At 65.1% G+C, this 25999-nt stretch carries 30 protein-coding genes; 21 read left to right on the top strand and 9 right to left on the bottom strand.

Annotated elements, in window-relative coordinates; translation table 11 throughout:
* Positions 1–122 precede the first annotated feature (122 nt).
* Positions 123–1379, top strand: a complete 1257-nt coding sequence (locus KFE19_10355; protein QUO36824.1) for an acetyl-CoA C-acetyltransferase — start codon at positions 123–125, stop codon at positions 1377–1379.
* Positions 1380–1641: 262 nt separating this feature from the next.
* On the opposite strand, the gene KFE19_10360 is transcribed toward KFE19_10355, so the two are convergent.
* Together KFE19_10360 and KFE19_10365 are read right to left on the bottom strand one after the other, a co-directional pair.
* Complete coding sequence (locus KFE19_10360; protein ID QUO36825.1) at positions 1642–1872, bottom strand: helix-turn-helix transcriptional regulator; 231 nt, start codon at positions 1870–1872, stop codon at positions 1642–1644.
* 23 nt (positions 1873–1895) lie between these two features.
* Positions 1896–2129: a helix-turn-helix transcriptional regulator gene (locus KFE19_10365; protein QUO36826.1), complete on the bottom strand. Its 234-nt coding sequence runs from the start codon at positions 2127–2129 to the stop codon at positions 1896–1898.
* Between the two features lie 84 nt (positions 2130–2213).
* On the opposite strand from KFE19_10365, the gene KFE19_10370 reads away from it, so the two are divergent.
* Positions 2214–2387, top strand: a complete 174-nt coding sequence (locus KFE19_10370; protein QUO36827.1) for a hypothetical protein — start codon at positions 2214–2216, stop codon at positions 2385–2387.
* Positions 2388–2432: 45 nt separating this feature from the next.
* On the opposite strand, the gene KFE19_10375 is transcribed toward KFE19_10370, so the two are convergent.
* The 5 genes from KFE19_10375 to KFE19_10395 all read right to left on the bottom strand — a co-directional run bounded on the left by KFE19_10375 (position 2433) and on the right by KFE19_10395 (position 4905).
* Positions 2433–2825: a pyridoxamine 5'-phosphate oxidase family protein gene (locus KFE19_10375; GenBank protein ID QUO36828.1), complete on the bottom strand. Its 393-nt coding sequence runs from the start codon at positions 2823–2825 to the stop codon at positions 2433–2435.
* Between the two features lie 105 nt (positions 2826–2930).
* Positions 2931–3248 carry a thioredoxin gene (gene trxA / locus KFE19_10380; GenBank protein QUO36829.1) on the bottom strand — a complete coding sequence of 106 codons (318 nt, stop codon included), beginning with the start codon at positions 3246–3248 and terminating at the stop codon, positions 2931–2933.
* 84 nt (positions 3249–3332) lie between these two features.
* Complete coding sequence (locus KFE19_10385) at positions 3333–4160, bottom strand: NAD(P)/FAD-dependent oxidoreductase (protein ID QUO36830.1); 828 nt, start codon at positions 4158–4160, stop codon at positions 3333–3335.
* The gene (locus KFE19_10390; protein ID QUO36831.1) at positions 4150–4449 is read right to left on the bottom strand and encodes a winged helix-turn-helix transcriptional regulator; all 300 of its coding nucleotides are present in this window, start codon (positions 4447–4449) and stop codon (positions 4150–4152) included. Before KFE19_10390 ends, KFE19_10385 begins: the two co-directional genes overlap by 11 nt.
* A gap of 111 nt (positions 4450–4560) precedes the next feature.
* Complete coding sequence (locus KFE19_10395) at positions 4561–4905, bottom strand: hypothetical protein (protein ID QUO36832.1); 345 nt, start codon at positions 4903–4905, stop codon at positions 4561–4563.
* A 358-nt stretch (positions 4906–5263) separates the two neighbouring features.
* Here KFE19_10395 and KFE19_10400 point away from each other — a divergent pair, with 358 nt between their 5' ends.
* From KFE19_10400 to recR, 3 genes are read left to right on the top strand one after another with little or no spacing between them, the layout of a single operon-like run.
* On the top strand, positions 5264–5908 hold the full coding sequence (locus KFE19_10400) for a ribulose-phosphate 3-epimerase (GenBank protein ID QUO36833.1): 645 nt from the start codon (positions 5264–5266) through the stop codon (positions 5906–5908).
* Between the two features lie 9 nt (positions 5909–5917).
* Positions 5918–6901 carry a pyridoxal-phosphate dependent enzyme gene (locus tag KFE19_10405; protein QUO36834.1) on the top strand — a complete coding sequence of 328 codons (984 nt, stop codon included), beginning with the start codon at positions 5918–5920 and terminating at the stop codon, positions 6899–6901.
* 18 nt (positions 6902–6919) lie between these two features.
* Positions 6920–7519, top strand: a complete 600-nt coding sequence (gene recR, locus KFE19_10410; protein QUO36835.1) for a recombination mediator RecR — start codon at positions 6920–6922, stop codon at positions 7517–7519.
* Positions 7520–7720: 201 nt separating this feature from the next.
* Here recR and KFE19_10415 read toward each other — a convergent pair whose 3' ends face one another.
* The gene (locus KFE19_10415) at positions 7721–9109 is read right to left on the bottom strand and encodes a PLP-dependent aminotransferase family protein (GenBank protein ID QUO36836.1); all 1389 of its coding nucleotides are present in this window, start codon (positions 9107–9109) and stop codon (positions 7721–7723) included.
* A gap of 122 nt (positions 9110–9231) precedes the next feature.
* On the opposite strand from KFE19_10415, the gene KFE19_10420 reads away from it, so the two are divergent.
* On the top strand, positions 9232–9804 hold the full coding sequence (locus KFE19_10420; GenBank protein QUO36837.1) for an ECF transporter S component: 573 nt from the start codon (positions 9232–9234) through the stop codon (positions 9802–9804).
* Positions 9805–9877: 73 nt separating this feature from the next.
* Here KFE19_10420 and KFE19_10425 read toward each other — a convergent pair whose 3' ends face one another.
* Positions 9878–10732 carry a DUF975 family protein gene (locus tag KFE19_10425; GenBank protein ID QUO36838.1) on the bottom strand — a complete coding sequence of 285 codons (855 nt, stop codon included), beginning with the start codon at positions 10730–10732 and terminating at the stop codon, positions 9878–9880.
* A gap of 334 nt (positions 10733–11066) precedes the next feature.
* Between KFE19_10425 and rsxC the strand changes: the two genes are divergently transcribed.
* The 15 genes from rsxC to KFE19_10500 all read left to right on the top strand — a co-directional run bounded on the left by rsxC (position 11067) and on the right by KFE19_10500 (position 25993).
* Complete coding sequence (gene rsxC / locus KFE19_10430) at positions 11067–12440, top strand: electron transport complex subunit RsxC (protein QUO36839.1); 1374 nt, start codon at positions 11067–11069, stop codon at positions 12438–12440.
* Positions 12440–13459, top strand: a complete 1020-nt coding sequence (locus tag KFE19_10435) for an RnfABCDGE type electron transport complex subunit D (protein ID QUO36840.1) — start codon at positions 12440–12442, stop codon at positions 13457–13459. Before rsxC ends, KFE19_10435 begins: the two co-directional genes overlap by 1 nt.
* The gene (locus KFE19_10440) at positions 13456–14088 is read left to right on the top strand and encodes an FMN-binding protein (GenBank protein QUO36841.1); all 633 of its coding nucleotides are present in this window, start codon (positions 13456–13458) and stop codon (positions 14086–14088) included. Before KFE19_10435 ends, KFE19_10440 begins: the two co-directional genes overlap by 4 nt.
* A gap of 20 nt (positions 14089–14108) precedes the next feature.
* Positions 14109–14747, top strand: coding sequence for an electron transport complex subunit E (locus KFE19_10445; GenBank protein ID QUO36842.1), 639 nt, complete (start codon positions 14109–14111; stop codon positions 14745–14747).
* The gene (rsxA, locus tag KFE19_10450) at positions 14747–15337 is read left to right on the top strand and encodes an electron transport complex subunit RsxA (protein ID QUO36843.1); all 591 of its coding nucleotides are present in this window, start codon (positions 14747–14749) and stop codon (positions 15335–15337) included. The genes KFE19_10445 and rsxA overlap by 1 nt, the downstream gene beginning before the upstream one ends.
* Before the next feature lie 15 nt (positions 15338–15352).
* A complete protein-coding gene (locus tag KFE19_10455; GenBank protein QUO36844.1) occupies positions 15353–16240 on the top strand; it encodes an RnfABCDGE type electron transport complex subunit B in 888 nt (295 codons plus the stop codon).
* 288 nt (positions 16241–16528) lie between these two features.
* On the top strand, positions 16529–17125 hold the full coding sequence (locus KFE19_10460) for a folate family ECF transporter S component (protein QUO36845.1): 597 nt from the start codon (positions 16529–16531) through the stop codon (positions 17123–17125).
* A 13-nt stretch (positions 17126–17138) separates the two neighbouring features.
* The gene (locus tag KFE19_10465) at positions 17139–18425 is read left to right on the top strand and encodes a bifunctional folylpolyglutamate synthase/dihydrofolate synthase (GenBank protein ID QUO36846.1); all 1287 of its coding nucleotides are present in this window, start codon (positions 17139–17141) and stop codon (positions 18423–18425) included.
* 244 nt (positions 18426–18669) lie between these two features.
* On the top strand, positions 18670–19719 hold the full coding sequence (hrcA, locus tag KFE19_10470; GenBank protein QUO39594.1) for a heat-inducible transcription repressor HrcA: 1050 nt from the start codon (positions 18670–18672) through the stop codon (positions 19717–19719).
* Entirely contained in the window at positions 19716–20324 is a 609-nt protein-coding gene (grpE, locus tag KFE19_10475; GenBank protein QUO36847.1) for a nucleotide exchange factor GrpE, read from the top strand. The genes hrcA and grpE overlap by 4 nt, the downstream gene beginning before the upstream one ends.
* A gap of 108 nt (positions 20325–20432) precedes the next feature.
* Positions 20433–22277, top strand: coding sequence for a molecular chaperone DnaK (dnaK, locus tag KFE19_10480; GenBank protein QUO36848.1), 1845 nt, complete (start codon positions 20433–20435; stop codon positions 22275–22277).
* Positions 22278–22414: 137 nt separating this feature from the next.
* Complete coding sequence (dnaJ, locus tag KFE19_10485; GenBank protein QUO36849.1) at positions 22415–23548, top strand: molecular chaperone DnaJ; 1134 nt, start codon at positions 22415–22417, stop codon at positions 23546–23548.
* A 9-nt stretch (positions 23549–23557) separates the two neighbouring features.
* Positions 23558–24367, top strand: coding sequence for a histidinol-phosphatase HisJ family protein (locus tag KFE19_10490; GenBank protein ID QUO36850.1), 810 nt, complete (start codon positions 23558–23560; stop codon positions 24365–24367).
* Between the two features lie 108 nt (positions 24368–24475).
* On the top strand, positions 24476–24913 hold the full coding sequence (gene rpiB, locus KFE19_10495) for a ribose 5-phosphate isomerase B (protein ID QUO36851.1): 438 nt from the start codon (positions 24476–24478) through the stop codon (positions 24911–24913).
* 48 nt (positions 24914–24961) lie between these two features.
* On the top strand, positions 24962–25993 hold the full coding sequence (locus KFE19_10500) for a hypothetical protein (protein QUO36852.1): 1032 nt from the start codon (positions 24962–24964) through the stop codon (positions 25991–25993).
* Positions 25994–25999: the final 6 nt, after the last annotated feature.

Genomic DNA, 25999 nt, shown 5'->3' on the forward strand with positions numbered 1-25999 from the left:
TTTTGACAACTTCTGTATCACCTCCCGTCATTGTGTGTTGGCATCTGCGGCAGCGGTCTTTGGCCGGTGTCCACAGACCGCTGCAAGACCTGACTTACATTTTATAAAAACGGAGGAACATCATGAAAGATCTTTATGTCGTGAATTGCTGCAGAACCGCTATCGGCTCTTTCGGCGGCAGCCTCAAGAACACCCCCGCCACTGAGCTGGGTGCCATCGTGGTGAAGGAAGCCCTCAAGCGCGCCGGCGTCGCCCCCGAGCAGGTGGACGAGGTCATGTTCGGCTGCATCCTCACCGCTGCCCAGGGCCAGAACGTGGCCCGCCAGGTGGCTGTGAAGGCCGGCATCCCCTACTCCGTTCCCGCTTACACCGTGGGCATGGTCTGCGGCTCCGGCATGAAGTCCGTCATCGAGGGCGCCCGCGCCATCCTGGCCGGCGACGCCGACGTGATCGTCTGCGGCGGCACCGAGAACATGAGCGCCGCTCCCTATGCCGTTCCCACCGGTCGTTACGGCGCCCGGATGGGCCACACCCAGATGATCGACACCATGATCAAGGACGGTCTGTGGGACGCCTATCACAACTATCACATGGGCACCACCGCTGAGAACATCGCCGATATCTGGGGCATCACCCGCCAGGAGATGGACGAGTTCGCCGCCTCCTCCCAGCAGAAGACCGAGGCCGCTCAGAAGGCCGGCAAGTTCGAGGACGAGATCGTTCCCGTGCCCGTGAAGGTCAAGAAGGACATCGTGGAGTTCAAGGTGGACGAGTTCCCCCGCGCCGGTGTCACCGCCGAGGGCATCTCCAAGCTGCGCGGCGCCTTCCCCGTGGGCCCCGAGTCCCCCAACCCCGAGGTCGTGCACACCTTTGAGCCCAAGGGTCTGAAGGAGACCGCCGACAAGGGCACCCAGCGCGTCACCGCCGCCAACGCCTCCGGCATCAACGACGGCGCCGCCGCTATCATCCTGGCCTCCGGCGAGGCCGTGGAGAAGTACGGCCTGAAGCCCATGGCCAAGCTGATCGGCTGGGGCCAGGGCGGCGTGGATCCCAAGATCATGGGCGTGGGCCCCGTGCCCGCCTCCCGTCAGGCCATGGCCAAGGCCGGCGTGACCATCGACGACATCGACCTGGTGGAGGCCAACGAGGCCTTTGCCGCCCAGTCCATCGCCGTTGCCCGTGAGCTGGGCTTCGACATGAGCAAGGTCAACGTCAACGGCGGCGCCATCTCCCTGGGCCACCCCGTCGGCGCTTCCGGCGCCCGCATCATCGTCACCCTGCTGCACGAGATGCAGAAGCGGCCCGACGCCAAGAAGGGCCTGGCTACCCTCTGCATCGGCGGCGGCCAGGGCACTGCCACCGTGTTCGAGAAGTGCTGAGCACCTGCTGAACATCCCTGAGAAACCGAGAGGACCCCGGCCATTGGCCGGGGTCCTCTTTTTCTTGTTGAAAAAGTGGAAATCTTCCGCAACGGGAAGGAAGATAGTTACGAAAGAAACCCAGGAAGGGTGTCTTTCGTTTTTAATCATGAGTTTTTTGAACCTTTTTGAGGTTCAAAAAACTTGCTCAGCGTGTCAAAAAGGTCTTTTTGACACGCTGAGAGGACCCCGGCCATTGGCCGGGGTCCTCTTTTGCGCAGTTTCAGCGCCGGGGACGGGATCTGGGGTAGGGCGTCGGATCGTCCGTGTATCCCACCAGATAGTCGATGCTGGTGTGATAGAACGCCGCCAGCTGGATCAGAGCGGATACGGGAATGTTGAGATTGCCCCGTTCGTAGTCAGAGTACGTGGTCTGGTGGACTTGCAGCAGGTCCGCCAGCTGCTTTTGGGACAGGGACTGGTCCTCCCGCAGGGCGCGCAAATGGCCGAGCATATCCTCACCTCGTCCCGAAAAATTCACCGCTCGGGCCGGGACAACCCCGCCGGCAGGTCCAGCAGGTAGTCCGCCGACACCTGATAATACCGGCACAGCCGCCGCAGCTCGTCCAGAGACGGCTCCAGCTCCCCCCGCTCCAGATAGGAGATCTTCCGCTGGGAAATGCCGGTTTCCAAGGCCAGCTGGGTCTGCGTCAGGCGGGGTTCCTGTTCTTCCCGCAGACAGCGCAGGCGTTCACCAAATGTCATATCCATCACCGGGATCAATGTAGCATAGATAAAAATTGTCTATTGCATTTTAGATAAAAATTATCTAAAATAGAAAGGGGAGGTGAAATTATGACAGACACCTGTGCCGAATGCCGGTATTTCCGCCGCCACTACGTGAAGAGCGGCCGGGGCTATGCCCCCATCGCCCAGGGCCACTGCGTCCACCCCCGGCTCAAGGACCGGACTGCGGACGCCCCCGCCTGCCCCCGGTTTTCCCCGGGAAAAGAGGCGAAGCGGCCATAAAAGCGCCCGCGGACGGTTCTCTGTCCGCGGGCGTTTCCGGGTCCGTCAGAAGGTGAGGGTCCGGGGTGCCTCCGTAAAGGAGGAGAAGGTGGCCGTGACCTCCGTCAGGGCGAAGATCTGGGTGTTGCCGTCCCCGGGCTGGTACATGGCCTGGAGAGAGGGGTACGCCTCCAGCATATGGGCCTGGGCCTCGATCCGGGGGTCCTCCACCGCCGCGGCCGCCAGCCGCAGCCACCGCTCCCCGTCAAAGGCGCACAGCTCCACCCTGGGGTTGGCCAGGATCTGCCGGGACACGTCCTTCTTCCGGCCGGTCTGGACGGTCAGGCGGCCGTCAAACAGGTCGATGGTGCCGAAGGGCCGCACCCGGGCCTGCCCGCCGTCCACCGTGGCGAGGTAGTAGGTCCCGCACTTTCTCAGAAATTCCAGCACTTCTTCCATGGAAAAGACCTCCTTGATCAAGTTTCGATCTCCCCTTTATCATACCAGTTTCTTCTGCCCCGGGCAAGAAAAGGCGCCCAGCTTTCGCCGGGCGCCCGCGGGACGTCACAGGTTGCTGTTCAGCACGGAGGTGAAGGCCTCGGGGGGCATGACGCCCACCTTGCGGTCAAACTCCCGGCCGTTCTTCAGGAACACCACGGTGGGGATGCTCATGACGCCGAAGCGCCGGGCCAGGTCCGGCTCCTCGTCCACGTTCACCTTGCCCACCAGGACCTTGCCGTCAAACTGCTCCGCGATGGACTCCACCACCGGGGAGAGCATCTTGCAGGGGCCGCACCAGGAGGCCCAGAAGTCCACCATAGCCAGGGGGGCCGCCTCCACGGCGGCGTCGAATTCGGAAGTCTTGAAATGCTGGATCGCCATAATTCATTTCTCCTTTATATTTTTATTTTGAAATCACGGTATGTGCATAAAACCCTGCTGAAAGGGTGCCCCGCCGGCGGGATTTCATCCCTGGCGGGCCTGCCGCTCCAGATCGGCCACATAGGCGGCGGCACTCTGGCCGGCGATCAGGCCCTCTCCGGCGGCCTTGGCCGCCTGAAGGGGTCCGCCGGTGCAGTCCCCGGCGGCAAAGAGGCCCTGCAGATTGGTGGCCATGCGGCGGTCCACCGCCACGAAGCCCTTCCCCGTCTCCAGGCCCGGGAACAGATCCGTGGGGGCCAGGGCGGGCCGCAGGATGAACACGCAGTCCACATCGGTGCTCTGCCCGTCGCAGGTGACGGAGCGGACCGTCTCCTCCCCGTGGATCTCGCAGGTCCGGGGCCGGTCGAAGTAGGTCACGCGGCAGCCGATTCGCTCCAGGAACTCGGCCTCCTGCCGGGCGGAGTCGCTGTATCCCAGCACCGCCACGGCCTTGCCCCGGTAGAGCATCCCGTCGCAGGTGGCGCAGTAGCTGACGCCCCGGCCCAAAAACTCCGCCTCGCCGGGGAACTTCTTCCCCCGGGCCACGCCCGCCGCCAGGACCACGGCTTTGGCGTTGTACATGTCGGGCCCCACGCTGACGTACCAGGCGTCCCCCATCCGCACGGAGGTGAGCGCCCGTCCCGTCAGGAACTCCGCGCCGGAGCGCTCCGCGTGGCGGCGCAGCTGGGTCAGCAGCTCCGCGCCGGAGACGGCGGGCAGGCCCGGATAGTTGTCCACCCGCTCCGCCGGCCACAGGGGGTTCTCCTCCAGAGGGTTGGAGACCACCAGGACGCTGCGGCCACGGGCCCGGGCGTTCACCGCGGCGGACAGGCCCGCGGGACCCCCGCCGATCACCAGAATGTCACAGGACATAGTTGGACGCCTCCTCTTCCATCAACACCGCCACCAGGCCGGCGGCCACCGGCGAGGAGACGTGGTAAATGACTTCGTTGCCGCACCGCTCCGTGGACACCACCCCCGCGGCCCGCAGCTTCTGCAGGTGCTGGGAGATGCAGGACTGGGACATGCCCGTGGACCGCTCCATGCAGGAGACGTTGTGGCAGCCCCGGCGCAGCAGCCCGTGGACGATCCGCAGCCGGACCGGGTTGGACAGGGCCTTCAGCAGCTCCGCCCGCTCCTCGTAGTCAATTTGTACATCCATTCGCCGCACCGTCCTCTCCTGCTGTGTTGATCGTGTTTTCAATATTAGATTATCATAATGTTCTCATTTTAGAAGTGGTTTTTGCAACAAAACCAAAAATTTTTTAGTGGGTCAGCTGTCCGCCTGGGCGACTTCCATCTCTTTCGGCCTGCACAGATACCACACGCCGTCCAGCAGGACTGCCATTCCCTCCTCCGTCTGCGCCACGGGGGTGCCCGGCGGGCAGAAATTGGCCTGTCCGTTTTTCCGGGGAAAGGTGTCCGTCTCGGAGGACACGGTCCCAACGGCGGCGTCCGCCGGGAGCTCGTCCACCGCCTGGACGGACGCATAGTAGATGGTGCCGTTCCACATCAGGGCGGAGGGGTAGTCGGTCTCCGTGGCGGGCAGGCTGCGGATCTGCCGCAGCCCGAACAGCAGCCCCGGCACCAATGCCAGGAGCACCAGCCGTCTGCGCATATCTGTCATCCCCTCTCTTCTGTGAGAAGTATTCTGGAAAGGGAGACGACAAAAGCAGGCGGAGGTTCCGCCGCGGGGGAAAATCCCCGGCAAAGGGGGCCCGGGCGGTTGCTTTTGCCGCCGGAGTTTGATACACTTGCCCTATACGGCAAATGGGGGCCGGCGGAGATCCCACCGGCCCCCTATTCAAAAAAGCGGCGGCGCTCCGCTCCAGGGGCGGACGCTGCGCGGAAGAGTCAACTGGGGGGCGCCTGCCGCTTGGGGTATCCTATGCGGCGCGGCTCTCCGCCGCCACAGGCCCGGGCGGCCCGTCCCGGGGGCGGCATCTCTTCCCATCTCAAGAAAAGAGGGGTTTTCCATGGTAAAGATCGCACCCAGCATTCTCTCCGCCGATTTCGCAAATCTGGAGCGGGATATCCAGCGGATCTCCACAGCCGATTACGTCCATGTGGACGTGATGGACGGCATGTTCGTCCCCAACATCACCATCGGCATCCCCGTGGTCAAGTCCCTGCGGCCCACCACCGCGCTGCCGCTGGACGTGCATCTGATGATCGTGGAGCCGGTGCGGTATGTGGAGCAGTTCTGCGATGCCGGCGCCGACCTGGTGACGGTCCATGTGGAGTCCGACACGCCGGAGAACATCCACGCCGCCATCGACAAGATCCACGCCAAGGGAAAGAAGGCGGGCATCGTCCTCAAGCCCAAGACCCCCGCCGAGGCGGCCCTGCCGTACCTGGAGAAGGTGGAGCTGATCCTGGTGATGACGGTGGAGCCGGGCTTCGGCGGCCAGAAGTTCATGGCCGATATGATGCCCAAGGTCTCCGCCATCCGCGCCTGGATCGACGAGAAGAACCCCGCCTGCGAACTGGAGGTGGACGGCGGCGTGGACCCGGAGACCTGCAAGACCTGCATCGCCGCCGGGGCCAACGTGCTGGTGGCGGGCAGCGCCGTGTACAAGGCGGCGGACATCCCCGCCCGGATCGCCGCTCTGCGGGGCTGAGGGACGGCCATGCGGAACATCGCCAGCGTGCCCAGGGTCTCCCTGGGCCTCTTCCCCACCCCCTTTTACAAGCTGGAGGCCATCAGCGCCAGGTACGGCCGGAACATCTGGATCAAGCGGGATGACCTGTGCGGCGTGGCCCTGGGCGGCAACAAGGTCCGCAAGCTGGAGTTTCTGCTGGCCCAGGCCCAGGCCGACGGCTGCGACACGGTGTTCACCACCGGCGGCGCCCAGTCCAACCACGCCATGCTGACCGCCGCCTGCGCCGCCCGGCTGGGCATGGACTGCAAGCTGTTTTTGAAGGACCGGGGTGTCACCGGCCGCCGGGGCAACCTGGTGCTCGATGAGATCTACGGCGCCCCCGTCCGGCTGGTGGACACCGACGACTATCAGGACATTTACCGGGAGATGGAGGCGGAGGCTGCCGGGCTGGAGGCCCGGGGCCACCGCTGCTGCCGGATCCCCCTGGGCGGGTCCACGCCTCTGGGGACCCTGGGCTATGCCGCCGCCGCCCGGGAGTGCGCCGTCCAGGCCATGGCCGCCGGCATCCGGGTGGGCCATCTGGTCAGCGCCACCGGCTCCGGCGGCACCACCGCCGGACTGCTGCTGGGGGCGGGGCTGTTCCTGCCCGGCGCCCGGGTCACCGGCATGGCGGTGGATCCCCAGCCCTTCCGGGAGACGGTGCTGGACCTGGCCGCCGGCGCCGCCGCGCTGCTGGAGGCCTCCTTCCAGCCCCAGGAGAAGGATCTTCAGATCCTGGACTGTGCCGGACTCGGCTACGCCGTGCCCGATCCGGCGGCCACCCCCGCCATTTTGGAGCTGGCCCGGACTGAGGGCATTTTGCTGGACCCGGTCTACACCGGCAAGGCCTGGGCGGGCCTGCTGGCCCAGGTGAAGGCCGGGGGCTTTGAGGGCGAGGGTGACATCGTCTTTTTCCACACCGGCGGCGCCGCGGCCCTGTTCGCCATGGACCTGCCGGAAGCATCGAACTAAAAGGAGCGTACCGTACCCATGGAATACTTCCCCGCACCCCTTGAAAAGCTGGTGGAGCAGTTTGCCCGGCTGCCGGGCATCGGCGGCAAGTCCGCCCAGCGGCTGGCCTTCCATGTGCTGGGCCTGCCGGAGGAGGAGGCCCGGGAATTCGCCGAGGCCATCCTGGACGCCAAGCGCAGCGTCACCTGCTGCCCGGAGTGCCAGAACTTCACCGCCGGGGGCCTTTGCCCCATCTGCGCCTCCCCCAAGCGGGACGGCTCCGTCATCTGCGTGGTGGCGGACCCCCGGGACGTGGCCGCCATCGAGCGCAGCCGGGAGTTCAATGGCCGCTACCACGTGCTCCACGGCGTCATCTCCCCCATGAACCATGTGGGGCCCGACGATCTGGCCATCAAACCCCTGGTGGAGCGGGTGGCCAAGGGCGGCGTGGAGGAGGTCATCATGGCCACCAACCCCGACACCGAGGGCGAGGCCACGGCCATGTACATTGCCCGGCTGTTAAAGCCCTTCGGCGTCCGGGTGACCCGCCTGGCCTACGGCATCCCCGTGGGCGGCCACCTGGAGTTCGCCGACGACGCCACGCTGATGCGGGCGCTGGAGGGCCGCCGGGACATCTGAGCATCAACGGTATCAACGAAAGGGGCGCCCGGACCAGATGGCCCGGGCGCCCGTGTTTTCCGTTGACAGCAGGATCCTGCGCGGCAGAAAGAGAAAACGAGAGGGCCCCTCCGGGGTCCTCTCGTTTTTTTATCACAGGCTCTGCTGAAAACCCTTGTCAGGAGCGCCGGAAAATGCTTTTGGACGGGCCCGGCGCCCGCCTTATTCCGCAAAGACCTCCGCCAGCAGCGCCATGGCCTCCGGCAGGGCGGCGGGCTCCAGCCCGCCGTAGTTGACCACCAGGGTGTGGGCGTGGGCGCCGTCCGGCACCGCGGCGTACTCCGAGAGGAAGCCAAGCCGCACCCCCAGGCCCTCCGCCCGCTGCCGCAGGGCTTCGTCGGACCGGCCTGTCTCCAGCCGCAGCAGGAAGTGCAGCCCCGCCCCCTGTTCGGAGATGGCGATGCGATGGGCAAAGGGGCTGGCGCGGAAGGCCGCCAGCACCGCGCCGCGGCGCAGGCGGTACTCCTTGCGCATCCGGGCGAGGTGGCGCTCGTAGTGGCCCTCCGAGAGGAACAGGGCCAGCACGTGCTGCTCCAGGGCCGGCACGGTGCAGGCGTAAAAGTCCAGCCGGCGGCGGTATTCCGCCAGCAGCGCCGGCGGCAGTACCACGAACCCCAGCCGCATGGAGGGGGAGATGGTCTGGGAGAAGGTGTTCATGTACAGCACCCGTCCGCCGCGGTCGATGCTCTGGAGGGTGGGGATGGGCCGGCCGGTGAAGCGCAGCTCGCTGTCGTAGTCGTCCTCGATGAGATACCCCCCGGTGTCCTCTGCCCAGCGCAGCAGGGCCTGCCGCCGGGCGATGGGGGTCACCAGGCCGGTGGGATAGTGGTGGTTGGGAGACAGATGGGCCGCGGAGGCCCCGGAGGCCGCCAAAGCGGCAGGGTCCACGCCTTGGCCGTCCAGGGGCACCGGGCGGCAGGGCAGCCCCAGGCTGCCGTAGACCTGGCGGATCTTGGGATAGCCCGGGTCCTCCACGGCCACTACCGCCTCCCGCCCCAGCAGCTGGGCCAGCAGCAGGTACAAATACTCCGCTCCGGCCCCCACCAGGATCTGGGCCGGGTCCGCCGCCATGCCCCGGAAGTGGCGCAGGTCGTCGGCAATGGCCTGGCGCAGGGCGGGCAGGCCCTGGTGAGGGACGGGGCGCAGCAGCGCCGCCCCGTCCTCGGAGAGCACCCGCCGGGTCAGCCGGGCCCAGGTGGACACCGGGAACCGGGCCATGTCCACCCGGTTGCGCTTGAGGTCCAGCCGCCAGGCCCGTTCCTCCGGCTCCGCCGCCGGGGCCGGGACCGCCGGGGCCGGGGCGGTCCGCTCCACCGGCGAGACGAAAAAGCCCCGCCGGGGCAGGGTGTGGACATAGCCCTCGGCCTCCAGCTGGGCGTAGGCTCCCTCCACGGTGATGACGGACAGGTGCAGATGCTCCGCCAGCGCCCGCTTGGAGGGCAGCCGCTCCCCGGCGGCCAGGGCGCCGGAGAGGATGTCCCGGCGGATGCACCGGTACAGATATTCGTACAGGGACAGATCTCCCCGCTGCTCCATGGCGTAGGTCAGCACGGCGCGCCTCCTTCTGACCTTATAAAAAAGATCGAAATTGAGTATTTCAATCATATCATATCCGCCGTATGATGGCAACAGTCAGCCGGGGCAACGCTCCGGCGGAACAGGAGGCGACAGCGATGGAAAAGACAGTGGAGCGGCGGGAGGACCGGTCCGCCCGGCAGGTGCGGGCCCTGGTGCTGACGGCGCTGCTGGCGGCCATGGCCTGCGCGGCCACCATGGCGATCCGGGTGCCCACCCCCACCGGGGGATATGTGAATCTGGGGGACGCAGTGGTGCTGCTGGGGGCCTATCTGCTGGGCCCCGGCTGGGGCGCCGCGGCGGCGGGCATCGGCTCCGCTCTGGCGGACCTGCTGGGGGGCTATCCCATGTACGTGCCCGCCACCCTGGTCATCAAGGCGGTCATGGCGGCCCTGGCGGCAGGGCTGTACCGGCTGCTGGGGCGCCGGGGCGGATGGACCTTTGCGGTGTGCGGCGCGGCGGCGGAGGTGCCCATGGTGCTGGGCTACTGGCTGTTTGACGCTCTGCTGGCGTCCTTCGGGGGCCGGGACTTCTCCCTGGCCCTGGCAGGCGCCGCGGCGGGCATCCCCGGCAATCTGGTCCAGGCGGCCTTCGGCGCGGCGGCCTCCGCCCTGCTGGCGGCGGCCCTGCGGAAGAGCGCCTTTGTGTGCCGGGAGTTCCCCCACCTGTGAGGCGGACATCAAAAAGCGCCCCGCGGACGATCGTCCGCGGGGCGCCTTTTGCTGCGGATATGCGGGCGGGGGCTCAGTAGCCGCCCAGGTCGTCGGGGCCGCCGCCCCAGCCGTCCTGGCCGCCGTTCCAGCCGCTCCAGCCGCCCTCCTGCGGCCGGGCACCGGCGCCCACGCCGGAGGTCTCCTTGGCGATGTCGAAATAGCCCAGCTCCACGCACTGATAGTTGGGCAGGTAGAAAAGCTGTACCGCCAGGGACCACAGCCAGATGATCAGCGACATGAGGAGGCCGGAGCCGATCAGCGGCACCAGCCGGGTGGGGTCTGCCATGAAGACGGCGGGATCCTCAAGGATCTGGAGATAGAGATAGAAGAACTCCACCGTGGAGGGCAGGGACGCCAGGATTCCCCAGCCCAGGTAGCTCAGGTCCAGCACGAACAGCTGGCCCTTGTAGCCCTCGGTCTGGCGCTTGCTCATGTCCAGCGCTTCCACGATACTCAAATCCGGATTCTCGCATAGATTGTACATGGCGAAGCGGTAGCGGTAGGCGGCGATGATGCCGGGGATGACGAACAGCAGCGACCACAAAAAGATGAACACCGACTGCAGGATGCTCAGGCCAATGATCTTCCCCACGAAGGAGAACCCGTCGAAGAGCGTCAGAAACTCCGCCCGCTCGCCCCGCCGGATGGCCATGCAGTACAGCACGAAGCCCACATTGAGGACGGTCCCCAGCAGCATGGTCAGAACGGTCACAAAGGTGCCCAGGAGGCTGAGGCTGACACTGCCCGCCAGGGTGTCGGCCAGATTCAGGACTGCGATCAGGCCCAGATACAGCGCCGCCATGGCCTTGGGGCGTACCTGGGCGGAGCGCAGCAGCTCCCTCGTCTGCGCTTTCAGCTGCGGTCTGTCGATCTGTCTTGGCGTCATGGTAGTCGTGCCTCCGTGTCATGAAGTCCCGCCGGAGCGGGCCGCTATGGAGACAGCATACCATGTTTTCCACGAAAAGACAAGGGCGGTCCGGAGAGAGCGGCAGGCCGTGAAGGACTTGCAAAAGATGTGGAAAATCACAAAAAAAGGAGAGTACAACCGGCGAATTTTCGCAAAAAACGTCGTTCACAGTCTGGACATTTTTCAATTTTGGGTGTAGAATGAAGCGCAGTATGTGGTAGTATGCGCCACGGCATGAGGTCCCTCCCCGCCGGCGGATGGGACCGTCCCCATGTTATGGCCGCTATCAAGGAGTAAAAATGAGGTGAAGACAATGGCACAAGCTTTCTTTGGCGGCGTTCATCCCCATGACATGAAGGCCGCGACCAATGAGAAGGCCATCGAACAGCTGGCACCCCCGGCCCAGGTGGTCATTCCCATGTCGATGCACTTCGGCGCACCTTGCACGCCACTGGTCAAAGTGGGCGATCATGTGAAGGTGGGCCAGAAGATCGGCGAATTCCGCGGCCTCGGCGCCCCGATCCACGCCAGCGTTTCCGGCACGGTCAAGGCAGTGGAGCCCCGCCCCTATTCCATGGGCGGCAACATGATGTCCGTGGTGATCGACAACGATTTCCAGGACACCCTCAGCGAGGAGGTCCAGGCCCCCGCCGATCCTGACGCCCTCAGCGTCCAGGAGATGGTGGAGATCGTGAAGAACGCCGGCATCGTCGGCATGGGCGGCGCGACCTTCCCCACCCACGTGAAGATCTCCGGCGGCATCGGGCAGGTGGACACCGTCATCATCAACGGCGCCGAGTGCGAGCCCTACATCACCGGCGACCACCGCACCATGCTGGAGCGCCCCGAGGAGATCATCGGCGGCTGCGTGTATCTGGCCAAGATGTTCGGTGTGGACAAGGTCATCATCGGCGTGGAGGACAACAAGCAAAACGGCATCGACGCCATGAACAAGGTCATCGCCGAGAAGAAGGCCCCCGTGGTGGTGGAGCCCCTGCGCTGCCGTTACCCCCAGGGCGGTGAGAAGCAGCTCTGCCAGGCCATCACCGGCAAGCAGGTGCCTCCCGGAGGGCTGCCCTCCAACATCGGTTGCGCCGTGTTCAACATCAACACCACCTGCGCCATCTACCGGGCCATCACCCAGGGCATGCCCGTGGTGAAGAAGATCGTCACGGTCTCCGGCTCTGGTGTGGTGGAGCCCAAGAACATCGAGTGCCCCATCGGCACCCCCGTCTCCCTGCTGTTCGACGCCTGCGGCGGTCTGAAGGACGGCACCTACAAGCTGGTGTGCGGCGGCCCCATGATGGGCATGGCCCAGTACACCGCCGATATTCCCGTGGGCAAGGGCACCGGCGCTATGCTGGCCTTCTGCGAGAATGAGGAGCAGACCGTTGAGAATCCCCAGTGCATCCGCTGCGGCAAGTGTGTGGCCGCCTGCCCCATGCACCTGGAGCCCCTGTTCATGTACCAGTACGCCTCCAAGGGCATGGTGGATGAGCTCAACGACGCTCACATCATGGACTGCATGGAGTGCGGCGCCTGCGCGTACGTCTGCCCCGCCCGGGTCCACCTGACCCACATGTTCAAGACCGGCAAGCAGCTGGTCAAGGACAAGACGGCCGCTGACAAGGCCGCTGCCGAGGCAAAGAAAAAGGCCGCAGAAGAGAAGAAGGAGGCCGTAAAGTAATGACTGACTATAAGAATCTCAAGCTGATCGCCACCTCTTCTCCCCACATCCGTGCAGCGGAGAACACCCGGTCCATCATGCTGGACGTGATCATCGCCATGCTGCCGGCACTGGCCTGGGCCGTGTGGATGTTCGGTTTTAAGGCCCTGACCCTCACCGCCGTGTCCGCGGCTGGCTGCGTGTTCTTCGAGTGGGGCTACCGCAAGCTCATGAAGAAGCCCCAGTCCGTGGGCGACCTCAGCGCTGTGGTCACCGGCATGCTGCTGGCCTTCGTCAGCCCTGTTACCACTCCCCACTGGATGATCCTGGTGGGCGACTTCTTCGCCATCGTGGTCGTCAAGCAGCTCTTCGGCGGCATCGGCAAGAACTTCGTCAACCCCGCTCTGGCCGGCCGTGCGTTCCTGCTGGGCAGCTACGCCGGCGTCATGACCTCCTGGGCCGCTCCCGGCACCAAGGTGCCCGTGATCGGCTCCACCGTGGACGTGGTCACCGCCGCCACCCCGCTGGCCTACATGAAGACCGGCGATATGGAGGGCCTGCTGGCCAACTATTCCATCAGAGATATGTTCATCGGCAACATCGGCGGCTCCCTGGGTGAGATCTCCGTGCTGATGCTGCTGATCGGCGGGCTGTACCTGCTCTGGCGCAAGGTCATCAACTGGCATACCCCCGTGGCCTACATCCTGACCGTGGCCGTGCTGACCTTCCTGTTCCCCAAGGCCGGCGCCTCCAACCTGGAGTGGATGCTGTACAGCATCTCCGGCGGCGGACTGTTCCTGGGCGCCTTCTTCATGGCCACCGACTACGCCACCTCTCCCGTCACCAAGAAGGGCCAGCTGATCTTCGGCATCGGCTGCGGCCTGTTCACCGTATTCATTCGTTACTTCGGCTCCTATAACGAGGGCGTGTGCTACTCCATCATGGTCATGAACCTGTGCGTGGCTCTGATCGACAAGAACACCCGTCCCGCTCGTTTTGGCGTCGTAAAATCCGATAAGAAGGAGGCGGCCGCGAAATGAGCACCGAAGTCAAGACCAAGGAAAAGGTCGATATGGACCCCAAGTACATCATCAAACTGACCGTCACGCTGCTGCTGTGCTGCCTGGTGGTAGCCGCCGCGCTGGGCGGGGTCAACGCCATCACGAAGGATAAGATCGCCGCCATCAACTGGGAGAACACCGTCACCGCCATGAAGGCCGTGGTGGCCGATCCCGACAGCACCGAGTTTTCCGAGGCGCTGGAGAACACCGAGGCCATGACCGCCGCCGCGGCTTCCGCCGGCGGCACCCTGGACTCCGTGTATGAGGTCCTGGTGGGCGGCGAGAACGCCGGCTACGCCATCAAGGTCGTGGCCTCCGGCTCCCAGGGCAGCATTGAGATGATGGTCGGCGTGGACGGCGAAGGCGCCGTCACCGGCGTGTCCATCGTGGACAACGCCGAGACCGCCGGCATCGGCTCCAAGGTCATGAACAATGAGCCTCTGTCCAGCGGCACCGGCGTTCTGGACCAGTTCATCGGCAAGTCCGCCGCGGACGGCGCTCTGGCCGTCGGCACCAACGTGGACGCCATCTCCGGCGCCACCGTTTCCACCAAGGGCGTGACCACCGGCGTCAACGCCGCGCTGGCCGTGGCCGGCGCCATCGGCTGAGAAGGGAGGATGCACGCTTTATGAATCTGAAAAAACAGTTTGTGGAGGGTCTGCTGACCCAGAACCCCGTGCTGGTGCAGGTGCTGGGCATGTGCTCCACCATGGCCATCACTACCTCGTTCTTCAACGGCCTGGGCATGGGCCTGGCCGTCACCGTGATCCTGACGCTGTCCAACGTCATCATCGCCGCCATCCGCAAGATCATCCCTGACAAGATCCGTATCGCCATGTTCATCGTGGTGATCGCCGGCTTCGTCACCTGCGTGGACCTGCTGATCCAGGCCTTCGTGCCTGCTCTGTCCTCGTCCCTGGGCGTGTTCATCCCCCTGATCGTGGTGAACTGCATCATCCTGGGCCGTGCCGAGGCCTTCTCCTACAAGAACGGCATCGGTGCCTCCTTCTTTGACGGCATCTTCCAGGGCATCGGCTACACCCTGGTGCTGCTGGTCATGTGCATCATCCGCGAGTTCCTGGGCGCCGGCACCTTCGGCGGCGGCATCCTGGGTCCCGATCTCAAGGGCATCCAGATCCTGCCCTCCCAGTTCCCCGCCGGCATGCTGACCCTGCCTGTGGGCGGCTTCCTGGTGCTGGGCTGCCTGATCGCCCTGATGCAGTGGGCCCTGTCCAGACCCAAGAAGAATAAGGAGGAGAGCAAATAATGGATCAGATCTATGAACTCCTGGCAATCATGCTGGGCGCCATTCTGGCGAACAACTTCATCTTCTCCCAGTTCCTGGGCATCTGCCCCTTCCTGGGCGTCTCCAAGAAGGTCGACACCGCCGTGGGCATGGGCATCGCCGTGACCTTCGTCATGGGCCTGGCCTCCGCCGTGTGCTACGCTGTCAACCAGTTCGTCCTGGTCCGCTTTGACCTGGAGTACATGCAGACCGTGACCTTCATCCTGGTCATCGCCTCCCTGGTGCAGTTTATCGAGATGTTCCTGCAGAAGTCCATGCCCTCCCTGTACACCGCGCTGGGCATCTACCTGCCTCTGATCACCACCAACTGCGCCGTGCTGGGCGTGGTGCTGCTGAACGTGCAGAACAACTACAACTTCATCTCCTCCGTGGTCTACGGCATCACCGGCGGCCTGGGCTTCCTGCTGGCTATCGTGCTGTTCGCCAGCATCCGGGAGCGCCTGGTGTTCGCCGACTATCCCAAGGCCTTCGAGGGCTTCCCCATCGCATTGGTTACCGCCGGTCTGATGGCCCTTGCTTTCATGGGCTTCTCCGGCCTGAAGGTCTGGTAAGGAGGAACCGGGAATATGAATATTTTAGCTGCAATTCTGGTCCTCGGTATCCTGGGCGGCGTGTTCGGTCTGGTTCTGGCCGTGGCCTCCAAGATCTTCGAGGTGAAAAAGGACCCCCGTGAGGAGGCCATTCTGGGCCACCTGGCCGGCGCCAACTGCGGCGGCTGCGGCTACCCCGGCTGCGCCGGCTGCGCCGCCGCCATCGTGGCCGGTGAGGCCCCTGTCACCGCCTGCGCTCCCGCCGGCCCTGAGAACGCCGCTGCCATTGCCGAGATCATGGGCCAGGCCGCTCCCACCGGCGAGCGGAAGGTGGCCTTCGTCCGCTGCAACGGCGGTACCAACGCCGTCAAGCGCTTTGAGTACCGCGGCGTCAAGGACTGCATCTCCGCCACCAAGGTGGCCGGCAGCCCCCTGGAGTGCGCCTTCGGCTGCCTGGGCTTCGGCTCCTGCGTGAAGGCCTGCCAGTTCGGCGCCATGAGCATCGGCCCCAACGGCACCGCCGTGGTGGATCCCGAAAAGTGCACCGACTGCATGGCCTGCGCCGCCGCCTGCCCCCGCCACCTGATCGTGGAGGTCCCCGCCTCCAAGAAGGTCCATGTGGCCTGCGCCAACCAGGACAAGGGCAAGGCCGCCATGAGCGTCTGTTCCAGCTCCTGCATCGGCTGCGGCCTGTGCCAGAAGGAGTGCAAGTTCGACGCCATCCATGTGGTGAACGGTGTGGCCGTCATCGACTACGACAAGTGCAAGGGCTGCAAGCTGTGCACCAAGGTCTGCCCGAGAGACGCCATTCTGCCCATCGCCACCGCTGAGGAGAAGGAGAAGTACAAGGCCATCAAGAAGGCCCAGGCCGAGAAGGCCAAGGCTGCGGCTGATGCCGCAAAGGCCGAGACCGCTCCCCAGTAACGATCCCGTTTAAGGCCCCGGACCGTGTGTCCGGGGCCTTTTTTATGAACTTTTTCCCGGGGGCTTGCATTTTTGCTCCGCAGGCATATAATGGACCCAACAGGCAGAGTAGGAACGCACGTGTCCATCCAGTGCCGGAAAAACGGGGAGTTGTTTTCCGGACGAAAGGGCTCAGTCCCGCAGTGTGCGCTCCGCATCCCGCTGCCGCATATGGGAGCGAGAATAACCCTTCCTCTGTGCGGCATCTCCGGTCACGGACTGCCAAATACACAGAAGGAAGGTATTTTTATGTCCCTGTACCCCCATCCTCTTGTCCCCGGATATTGGCGGGAGACGCTGCGCAGTTTCCGCAGCCTGCGATCCGTGGTGTTTTCGGCAGTGATGATTGCCGCCTGCATCGTCCTCTCACGCTTTTATATTCCGCTCCATGAGTCTCTGACGCTCAGCGTTACCTTCCTGGCCCGGGCTTTGTGTGCCCTGGTGTGCGGCCCCCTTGTGGCCATGGTGTTTGCCGTGGCGGAGGATACCCTCAGCTTTTTTCTCTCATCCGGCGGTTATCCCTATTTTCCCGGCTATGCGCTGACGACTCTGTTGGGCTGCCTGACCTATGCGCTGTTTTTTTACCGAGCCAGGATCACTTGGCGGCGGATTATCCTGGCTAAAACGCTCACCAACATTCAAAACGTTTTTCTGGGATCCCTGTGGAGCGCCATGCTGTACAGCAAGGGCTACCTATATTACATGACTACCAGCGCAGTAAAGAACCTCATTTATCTGCCGATTCAGATCCTGATGCTGGCTCTGGTGCTGCGCTGTGTGCTGCCGGCTCTGCGGCGGCAGGGGCTGGTACCCCAGCAGTTGACCGACGGCAGAATCACCTTTTGAGGAGGGAACGCCCATGACCGGTCAGGAGGCCGTCGCCTACATCCACAGCTTTCAGTGGCAGTGCCACGCGCCGGGTCTGGATCGGATCCGGGCGCTGCTCCATGCCCTGGGAGACCCCCAGCGGGGCATGAAGTTCGTCCACGTGGCCGGTACCAACGGCAAGGGCAGCACCTGCGCCATGATTGCCGCCATTTTGGAGGCTGCCGGCTACCGGGTGGGCTTGAACACCTCCCCCTATCTGGAGGACTTCCGGGAGCGCATCCAGATCAACGGCGAGATGATCCCGGAGGCGGCCCTGGCGGCCCTGGTGGAGGAGATCCGCCCCGCCGCCGAGGCCATGGCGGACCACCCCACGGAGTTTGAGCTCATCACCGCCATCGCCCTGCTGCACTTCCGGCGGGAGCAGTGCGACATCGCCGTGCTGGAGGTGGGTCTGGGCGGCGCCCTGGATGCCTCCAACGTCATCGACACGCCGGAGGCGGCCGTGCTGGCGGCCATGGGCCTGGACCACACGGCGGTGCTGGGCCCCACCCTGACGGATATCGCCATTGCCAAGGCCGGCATCATCAAGCCCGGCGGCGCCGTGGTGAGCCTGGGGGACTGCCCGGAGGCGGACGCCGTGTTCCGCCGGGTCTGCCGGGAGCGGGGCGCCGTCCTGACCGAGGTGGATTTTGCCCGCCTGGGAAGCAGTCGGGTGACCCTCTCCGGCACGGAGTTTGACCTCACCCCCTACGGCCCGCTGCGCCTGGGCCTGATCGGCCGGTATCAGCTGCACAACGCGGCACTGGCGGTGACGGCGGCGGAGGTCCTGCGGGACAAGGGCTGGGCCGTCCCGGAGACGGCGATCCGCCGCGGACTGGCGCAGGCCCGCTGGCCCGGCCGCATGGAGGTGATCCGCCCGGCGGACCCGGTGATTTTGCTGGAGGGGGCCCACAACCCCCAGGGGGCCGCGGCCGCCGCGGAGACCCTGCGGGCCCTGTTCCCCGAGCGGAAGATCGTGCTGCTGCTGGGGATGCTGGCGGACAAGGACGTGGAGGGCGTGCTGGAGGCGGTGGTGCCCCTGGCGGAGGCGGTGGTCACCGTGACGCCGCCCAGCCCCCGGGCCCTGGACGCCGAGGCCCTGCGCCGGCGGCTGCCCTACGGCACCCCCGGCTGCGCATGCCTCACGGTGGAGGAGGGCGTGAAGCTGGCCGCCATGGCGGCGGGCCCCGGCGGCGCCGTGTGCGCCCTGGGTTCGCTGTATATGTCCGGCGCCGTCCGGCAGGCGGCAGCGGCGCTGAACTACGGCGCGGAATCCTGAGAGACATGGCGCGGCAGCTGGATCGTTTCAAAAACGCGGGCGAAAAGCCCGCGTTTTTGCGTTTGGGGCGGGCAGCAGCTGCCAGGGGAAAAAGATTCTCAAAACAGTTTCCTTTTGTTTACAAAATGTTTATATCCACCCGTTGACATTGAGAGGGCACGGTGGTAAACTCCTTTTAGCACTCCGGGAAAGAGAGTGCTAAACCAATTTACAACATCCCGCGGAAGCGTCAGAGGTGCGGACTGTGGAACTGACGGACCGGAAAAAACAGATATTGAAGATCGTGGTGGAGGACTACGTCCAGACCGCCGAGCCGGTGGGCTCCCGCAGCATCGCCAGCGAGATGGGCGGCAAGGTCAGCTCCGCCACCATCCGCAACGAGCTGGCGGATCTGGTGGAGCTGGGCTATCTGGAGCAGCCCCACACCTCCGCCGGGCGCATTCCCTCCCCCAAGGGCTACCGGCTCTATGTCAACGAGCTGATGGAGCGCCAGCGGCTGACTCTGGCCGAGACGGAGAAGATCAACCAGTCCCTCCAGCTGAAGATGGAGGAGCTGGACCGGGTGATCTCTCAGGCGGGCCGGGCGGTCAGCTCCTTTGTGAACTACCCCGCCTATGTGGCCGCCGCCGGGAAGAAAAAGATCACCGCCCGCCGCTTCGACCTGCTGCCGGTGGATGAGCGCAGCTGCATCGTGGTGATGATGCTGGGCGACAACCGGGTGCGCAGCCAGCTGCTGCGGATGCAGCTGAAGGTGGATCTGGAGCAGATGCCCACCCTGGTGAATCTGCTGAACACCCACTTCACCAACGTGGGCACCGATACCATGAACCAGCGGCTCATGGACGTGGCCGACCAGGTGCCGCCGCAGCTGTTTTTGCTGCTGAGCCAGACCGTGGCCTACGCCGTGGACGCGCTGGAGGAGGCCGGCCAGCGGGAGATCGTCACCGCCGGCACCAAGGAGCTTTTGAAGCTGCCGGAATTCCGGGACGCCGACAAGGCCCACCAGCTCATGAGCTTCCTCACCGACAGCAAGGAGAGTCTCCCCATGCCGGAGGAGGGCCCCATGAAGATCCTGATCGGGCCCGAAAACGTCAGCGACGCGCTGAAGGATACCAGCGTGGTGGTGGCCAGCTATGACATCGGCGACGATATGCGGGGCCTGATCGGCGTGGTGGGCCCCACCCGGATGGATTACGCCACAGTGGCCGCCCGCCTCACCGGCTTTGCCGAGGGGCTGACGCGGCTGTTCGGAAAACAACAGGAATTACCGCCCAAGGAGGAACCAGAGGAATGAGCGAAGAGACCAAGCTGCCCGACCAGGAGCCCCAGGAGGCCCCTCAGGAGGAGCAGAAAGACGCAGAGCAGGCGGCGGCGGCAGCCGCCGCCCAGGAGCCGGAGAAGGCGCCCAAGGCCAAAAAGAAGAAGGAGAAGGGCTACACCTTCACCCGGGAACAGGTGGAGCAGATGGAGCTGGCGGTGAAGCAGCTGGACTCCGTCAAGGACCAGTTCGTGCGGCTGACGGCGGAGTACGACAACTACCGCAAGCGCACCGCCAAGGAGAAGGAGACCATCTACCAGGACGCCCAGCTGGACACCATCAAGGCGTTTTTGCCGGTGTACGACAATCTGGAGCGGGCCGCGGCCGCCGAGGGCGGTGAGGACGATCCCCACAAGAAGGGGCTGGAGATGATCTTCCACCAGTATCAGGAGATCCTGAGCAAGCTGGGCGTCACCGAGATCCCGGCCCTGGGCGAGACCTTCGACCCGGAAAAGCACAACGCCGTCATGCACATCGACGACGAGGCCTACGGCGAGAACGTAGTGGCCCAGGTGTTCCAGGCGGGCTTTGAGATGAACGGAAAAGTGATCCGCCACGCCATCGTCCAGGTGGCAAACTGAGGCCCTCGGGCAGGGACCGCGGCCTTTGGCCCGGTTTGAATTTGGGATTTCCAAAGATCCATTTGTTTGTAATAAAAATTTTTCCATAGATTTTAGGAGGCAATCATTATGTCTAAAGTTATTGGTATCGATCTGGGCACCACCAACTCCTGCGTGGCGGTCATGGAGGGCGGCGAGGCCGTCGTCATCCCCAACGCCGAGGGCAACCGCACCACCCCGTCCGTGGTGGCCTTCTCCAAGACCGGCGAGCGCATGGTGGGCCAGGTGGCAAAGCGCCAGGCCATCACCAACCCCGACCGCACCATCACCTCCATCAAGCGGGAGATGGGCTCCGACCACAAGGTCAGCATCGACGGCAAGAACTACACCCCCCAGGAGATCAGCGCCATGATCCTCCAGAAGCTCAAGGCCGACGCCGAGGCGTACCTGGGCTCCACCGTCACCGAGGCGGTCATCACCGTCCCCGCCTACTTCACCGACTCCCAGCGCCAGGCCACCAAGGACGCCGGCAAGATCGCGGGCCTGGACGTCAAGCGCATCATCAACGAGCCCACCGCCGCGGCCCTGGCCTATGGCGTGGACAAGGAGCAGAGCCAGAAGATCATGGTCTACGACCTGGGCGGCGGCACCTTCGATGTCTCCATCCTGGAGATCGACGACGGCGTCATCGAGGTCCTGGCCACCGCCGGCAACAACCGCCTGGGCGGCGACGACTTCGACGAGTGCGTCATGAAGTGGCTGGTCAATGAGTTCAAGCGCAGCGACGGCGTGGACCTCTCCGGCGACAAGGTGGCCATGCAGCGGCTGAAGGAGGCCGCCGAGAAGGCCAAGATCGAGCTCTCCGGCGTGACCACCTCCAACATCAACCTGCCCTATATCACCGCCGACGCCACCGGCCCCAAGCACCTGGACGTGACCCTCTCCCGGGCCAAGTTCAACGAGCTGACCGCCCATCTGGTGGACGCCACCATGGGCCCCGTGCGCCAGGCCATGTCCGACGCCGGCCTGCAGCCCAGCGACCTGAGCAAGGTGCTGCTGGTGGGCGGCTCCAGCCGGATCCCCGCCGTGCAGGAGGCCGTGAAGAACTTCACCGGCAACGAGCCCTTCAAGGGTATCAACCCCGATGAGTGCGTGGCCATGGGCGCCGCCCTCCAGGCCGGCGTGCTGACCGGCGACGTCAAGGGATTGCTGCTGCTGGACGTGACCCCGCTGTCCCTGGGCATCGAGACCATGGGCGGCGTGTTCACCAAGCTGATCGACCGCAACACCACCATCCCCGTGAAGAAGAGCCAGATCTTCTCCACCGCCGCCGACAACCAGACCTCCGTTGAGGTCAACGTCCTCCAGGGCGAGCGTGAGATGGCCGCCGCCAACAAGAGCCTGGGCCGCTTCCACCTGGACGGCATCGCCCCGGCCCGCCGCGGCGTGCCCCAGATCGAGGTGACCTTCGACATCGACGCCAACGGCATCGTCAACGTCTCCGCCAAGGATCTGGGCACCGGCAAGGAGCAGCACATCACCATCACCTCCTCCTCCAACATGAGCAAGGAGGACATCGAGAAGGCCGTCAAGGAGGCCGAGCAGTATGCCGCCCAGGACAAGAAGATGAAGGAGGAGGTCGAGGTCCGCAACCAGGCCGACCAGATGGTTTACCAGAGCGAAAAGACCCTCTCCGAGATGGGCGACAAGATCCCCGCCGATGACAAGAGCAAGGTCCAGGCCGGTATCGACAAGCTGAAGGAGACCCTGAAGGGCCAGGACACCGCCGCCATCAAGGCCGCCACCGACGAGCTGACCCAGGCCTTCTACGCCGTGAGCGAGAAGCTGTACCAGCAGGCCAATCCCCAGAACGTCGGCCCCCAGGCCGGCCCCGGTCCCGACGCCCAGCAGGGCGGCCAGTACTACGACGCCGACTACAAGGTCGTGGACGAGGACGACAACAACAAGAAGTAACGAACAAAACGGTCCAATGGGACGGGGAGCTTCCCCGCCCCATTGGGACCGTTTGGCGGAAAATCAGATATGAGGACGGGGCCCCGGCGCCGGGGCCCGGTCCTGATCCCTGATTCCCGACTGATAGGAGTATCATTATGGCAGAGCAAAAACGCGATTATTACGAGGTCCTGGGCGTTGGCCGGGGCGCCTCTGAGGATGAGATCAAAAAGGCATACCGGAAGCTGGCCAAGGCCAACCACCCGGATCTGCACCCCGGCGACAAGGATGCCGAGGCCCGGTTCAAGGAGATCAACGAGGCCTACGAGGTCCTCTCCGACGCCGACAAAAAGGCCCGGTACGACCAGTTCGGCCACGCCGGCGTGGACCCCAACTTCGGCGCCGGCGGCGGTGGGTTCGACGGCAGCTTTGACTTCGGCGACCTGGGCGACATCTTCGGCAGCTTCTTCGGCGGCGGCTTCGGCGGCGGACGGCGCACCAACCCCAACGCCCCCCAGCGGGGCGAGAGCATCCGGCTGTCCGTGGCCATCAGCTTTGAGGAGGCGGCCTTCGGCTGTGAGAAGTCCGTGACCGTGGAGCGGATGGAGCCCTGCGACACCTGCCACGGCAACGGCTGCGCCCCCGGCACCTCGCCGGAGACCTGTCCCGACTGCCACGGCACCGGCACCGTCCAGGTCCGGCGGCAGACTCCCATGGGCGTGTTCGCCACCTCCTCCCCCTGCGCCCGCTGCGGCGGCAAGGGCAAGATCATCCACCAGCCCTGCAAGGACTGCCACGGCACCGGCTTCACCCGGCGGCGCAAGACCATCCAGGCCAGCATCCCGGCCGGCATCGACAACGGCCAGACCATCTCCATTCGCGGCCAGGGCCACGCCGGCAAGAACGGCGGCCCCGCCGGCGACCTGCTCATCACCATCACCGTCCGGCCCCACGAGCTGTTCCGGCGGGAGGGTACTTCCGTCCTCTGCGAGGCGCCCATCACCTTCGCCCAGGCGGTCCTGGGCGCGGAGCTGGAGATCCCCACCATCGACGGCAAGGTCAAGTACACCCTGCCGGAGGGCACCCAGTCCGGCACCACCTTCCGCCTCAAGGGCAAGGGCATCCCCTCCCTCAACGGCCGGGGCCGGGGCGACCAGTACGTCACCGTCTATATCGAGACGCCCCGGAACCTGAACAAGGAGCAGAAGGAAGCGCTGAAGAAGTTCGCCGACACCATGGGCGACAACAACTACGAGGAACAGAAGAAATTCTTCAAGAAATTCAAGAAGTGAGGGACCGCCATGTACCTTGCGGACTATCACACCCATACCACCTGCTCTCCGGATGCCCGGAACACCATGACGGAGATGGCCGCCGCGGCCGCTGCCGCGGGGCTCCAGGAGATCTGCTTCACCGACCATGTGGAGCCTCTGGAGTGGAACTGCACCGTGCCCAAGGCCGGGGACCACGACTGGGCGCCCCTGAAGCGGGCCTTTGCCGAGGCCCGCTCCGCCGCGCCGGAGAGCGTGCAGCTGCGGCTGGGCATCGAGATCGGCGACGCCATCTGGAACATCGACTGGGTGGAGCGGCAGCTGGAGCGGGCGCCGGAGCTGGACTTTATCATCGGCTCCGTCCACAGCCTGCCCCCGCCGGCGGACTGCAACCTGGCCCTGTTTCCGCCCGCCGACGAGACGGAGGCCCGGGCGGGCCTCGCGGACTACCTGGACAGCGTGGAGCGGATGGTCCGCTGGGGTAAGTTCCAGGTGGTGGGCCACCTGACATTGCCTCTGCGGTATCTCAACGAGCGCCGTGGCTTCCACCTGACCTTCGACGGGTTCGAGGACCGGCTGGAGGCGATTTTGCGGCTGGTGGTGGAGCAGGGCCTGGGCATCGAGGTCAACACCAACCACGGCAACACCCCCCTGCCGGACGAAAAGTGGCTGCGGATGTACCGCGCTCTGGGCGGCGAGATCATCACCCTGGGCTCCGACGCCCACCGGACCGACGGCGTGGGCTGCGCCATCCGGGAGGGACAGGCGCTGCTGCGGGCATGCGGCTTCCGGCGCTTCTGCACCTTTGACCGGCGGCAGCCGGTCTGGCACGACCTGTGATTTGCATTTTCCCCCGGAAGGATTTATAATAGGCCCATGAGCACCCTGCGCCGCCCGCCGGGGCGGCGCGTTCATCCATCATCTGACATAAAAAAGGAGAAGGATACTATGAAGATCGCTCTGGCTTCCGATCACGGCGGATACGCCCTCAAATGCGACATCAAGGCCCTGCTGGAGAAGCTGGGCCACCAGGTGGAGGACTTCGGCTGCCACTCCACGGAGAGCTGCGACTACCCCGACTTCGGCGAGGCGGCGGCCCGGGCCGTGGCCGCCGGGACCTGTGACCGGGGCATCGTGATCTGCACCACCGGCATCGGCATCTCCATCGCCGCCAACAAGGTCAAGGGCATCCGCTGCGCCCACTGCGCCGACTCCCTTCAGGCGGAGATGACCCGCCGCCACAACGACGCCAACATGATGGCCATTGGCGCGGGCTTCACCGGCAAGAACATGGCCGAGCGGATGGTGGAGGTCTTTTTGACCACCGAGTTCGAGGGCGGGCGCCACGCCCGCCGGGTGGATAAGCTCAACGCCATTCAGCCCTGAGCTTCCGCGCCGCGGAAGCCGAGATTACCGGAAGTGAGGTGAGCCGCCATGTGGGCCGCAAAGGGATACCGCAGCTACCGGGGCCGTCCGCCCAAGGGGAAGATCGCCCTGGCCGTGGTGCTGGTGCTGGTGATCGTGGCGGCTGTGGCCGTGATCGTGCTGCAGGAGTACATGGTCTACGACGCCGACGGCAACGCCCGGCTGGAACTGCCCTGGCAGCAGGACACGGAACAGACGGAGGAACTGCCCCAGGAGCCCGGAGAGGTGGATATCGTCATTCAGGAGCCGGAGACTCCGGCCGGGGCCAAGGTCCTGTGGCTGACGGATACGCCCCTGACGGCGGCCTCTGCCCCGGCGGGTCTGGAGGAGAGCGGATATGACGCCGTGGCCGTCACTATGAAGGACAGCTCTGGCAGCGTGTACTACGACTCCCAGGCGGCGCTGCCCGCCGCCGGAAAGACGGCCGATACCACGGCGAAGGCCCTGGCGGACCTGACCGGCAGCGGCGTCCACACCATTGCGCGCCTCTCCTGCCTGCTGGACAGCCGGGCCGCCAACGCCGATGTGGAGGGCCGGGGGCTGAAGAACACCGGCGGCTATATCTTCTATGACGGCAACAACCTCAACTGGCTGGATCCGTCCAAGGAGGGGACCCGGACGTATGTGGGCCAGCTGGCGGTGGAATGCGCCGCCCTGGGCTTTGACGAGATCCTGCTGACGGATGTTTCCTTCCCCACGGTGGGCAAGCTGGACAAGATCCAGTACCCGGAGGAGGGCATGGAGGCCAGCCTCAGCGGGCTGCTGACGGCCCTGCGCGCCGCTTTGGACCAGGCTGGGTACGAGGATGTGCTGCTGTCGGTGGAACTGCCGGCGGAGACGATCCTCACCGGCCGGGATGAGACGGCGGGACTGGTGCTGGCGGAGATCGCACCCCTGACGGATCGGATCTATGCCCGGACCATTGCCGCTCAGGCCCAGGAACTGTCCGATGCCGTGACGGCGGCGGGCGGCGAAACGTTTGTGCCGGAGCTGCAGGCTCAGCCACAGGATCTGAAGACGTATCTGGTAGAGGCATCCTGATGGGAG

The sequence above is a fragment of the Dysosmobacter sp. Marseille-Q4140 genome (assembly GCA_018228705.1).
Lineage (GTDB): Bacteria > Bacillota > Clostridia > Oscillospirales > Oscillospiraceae > Oscillibacter.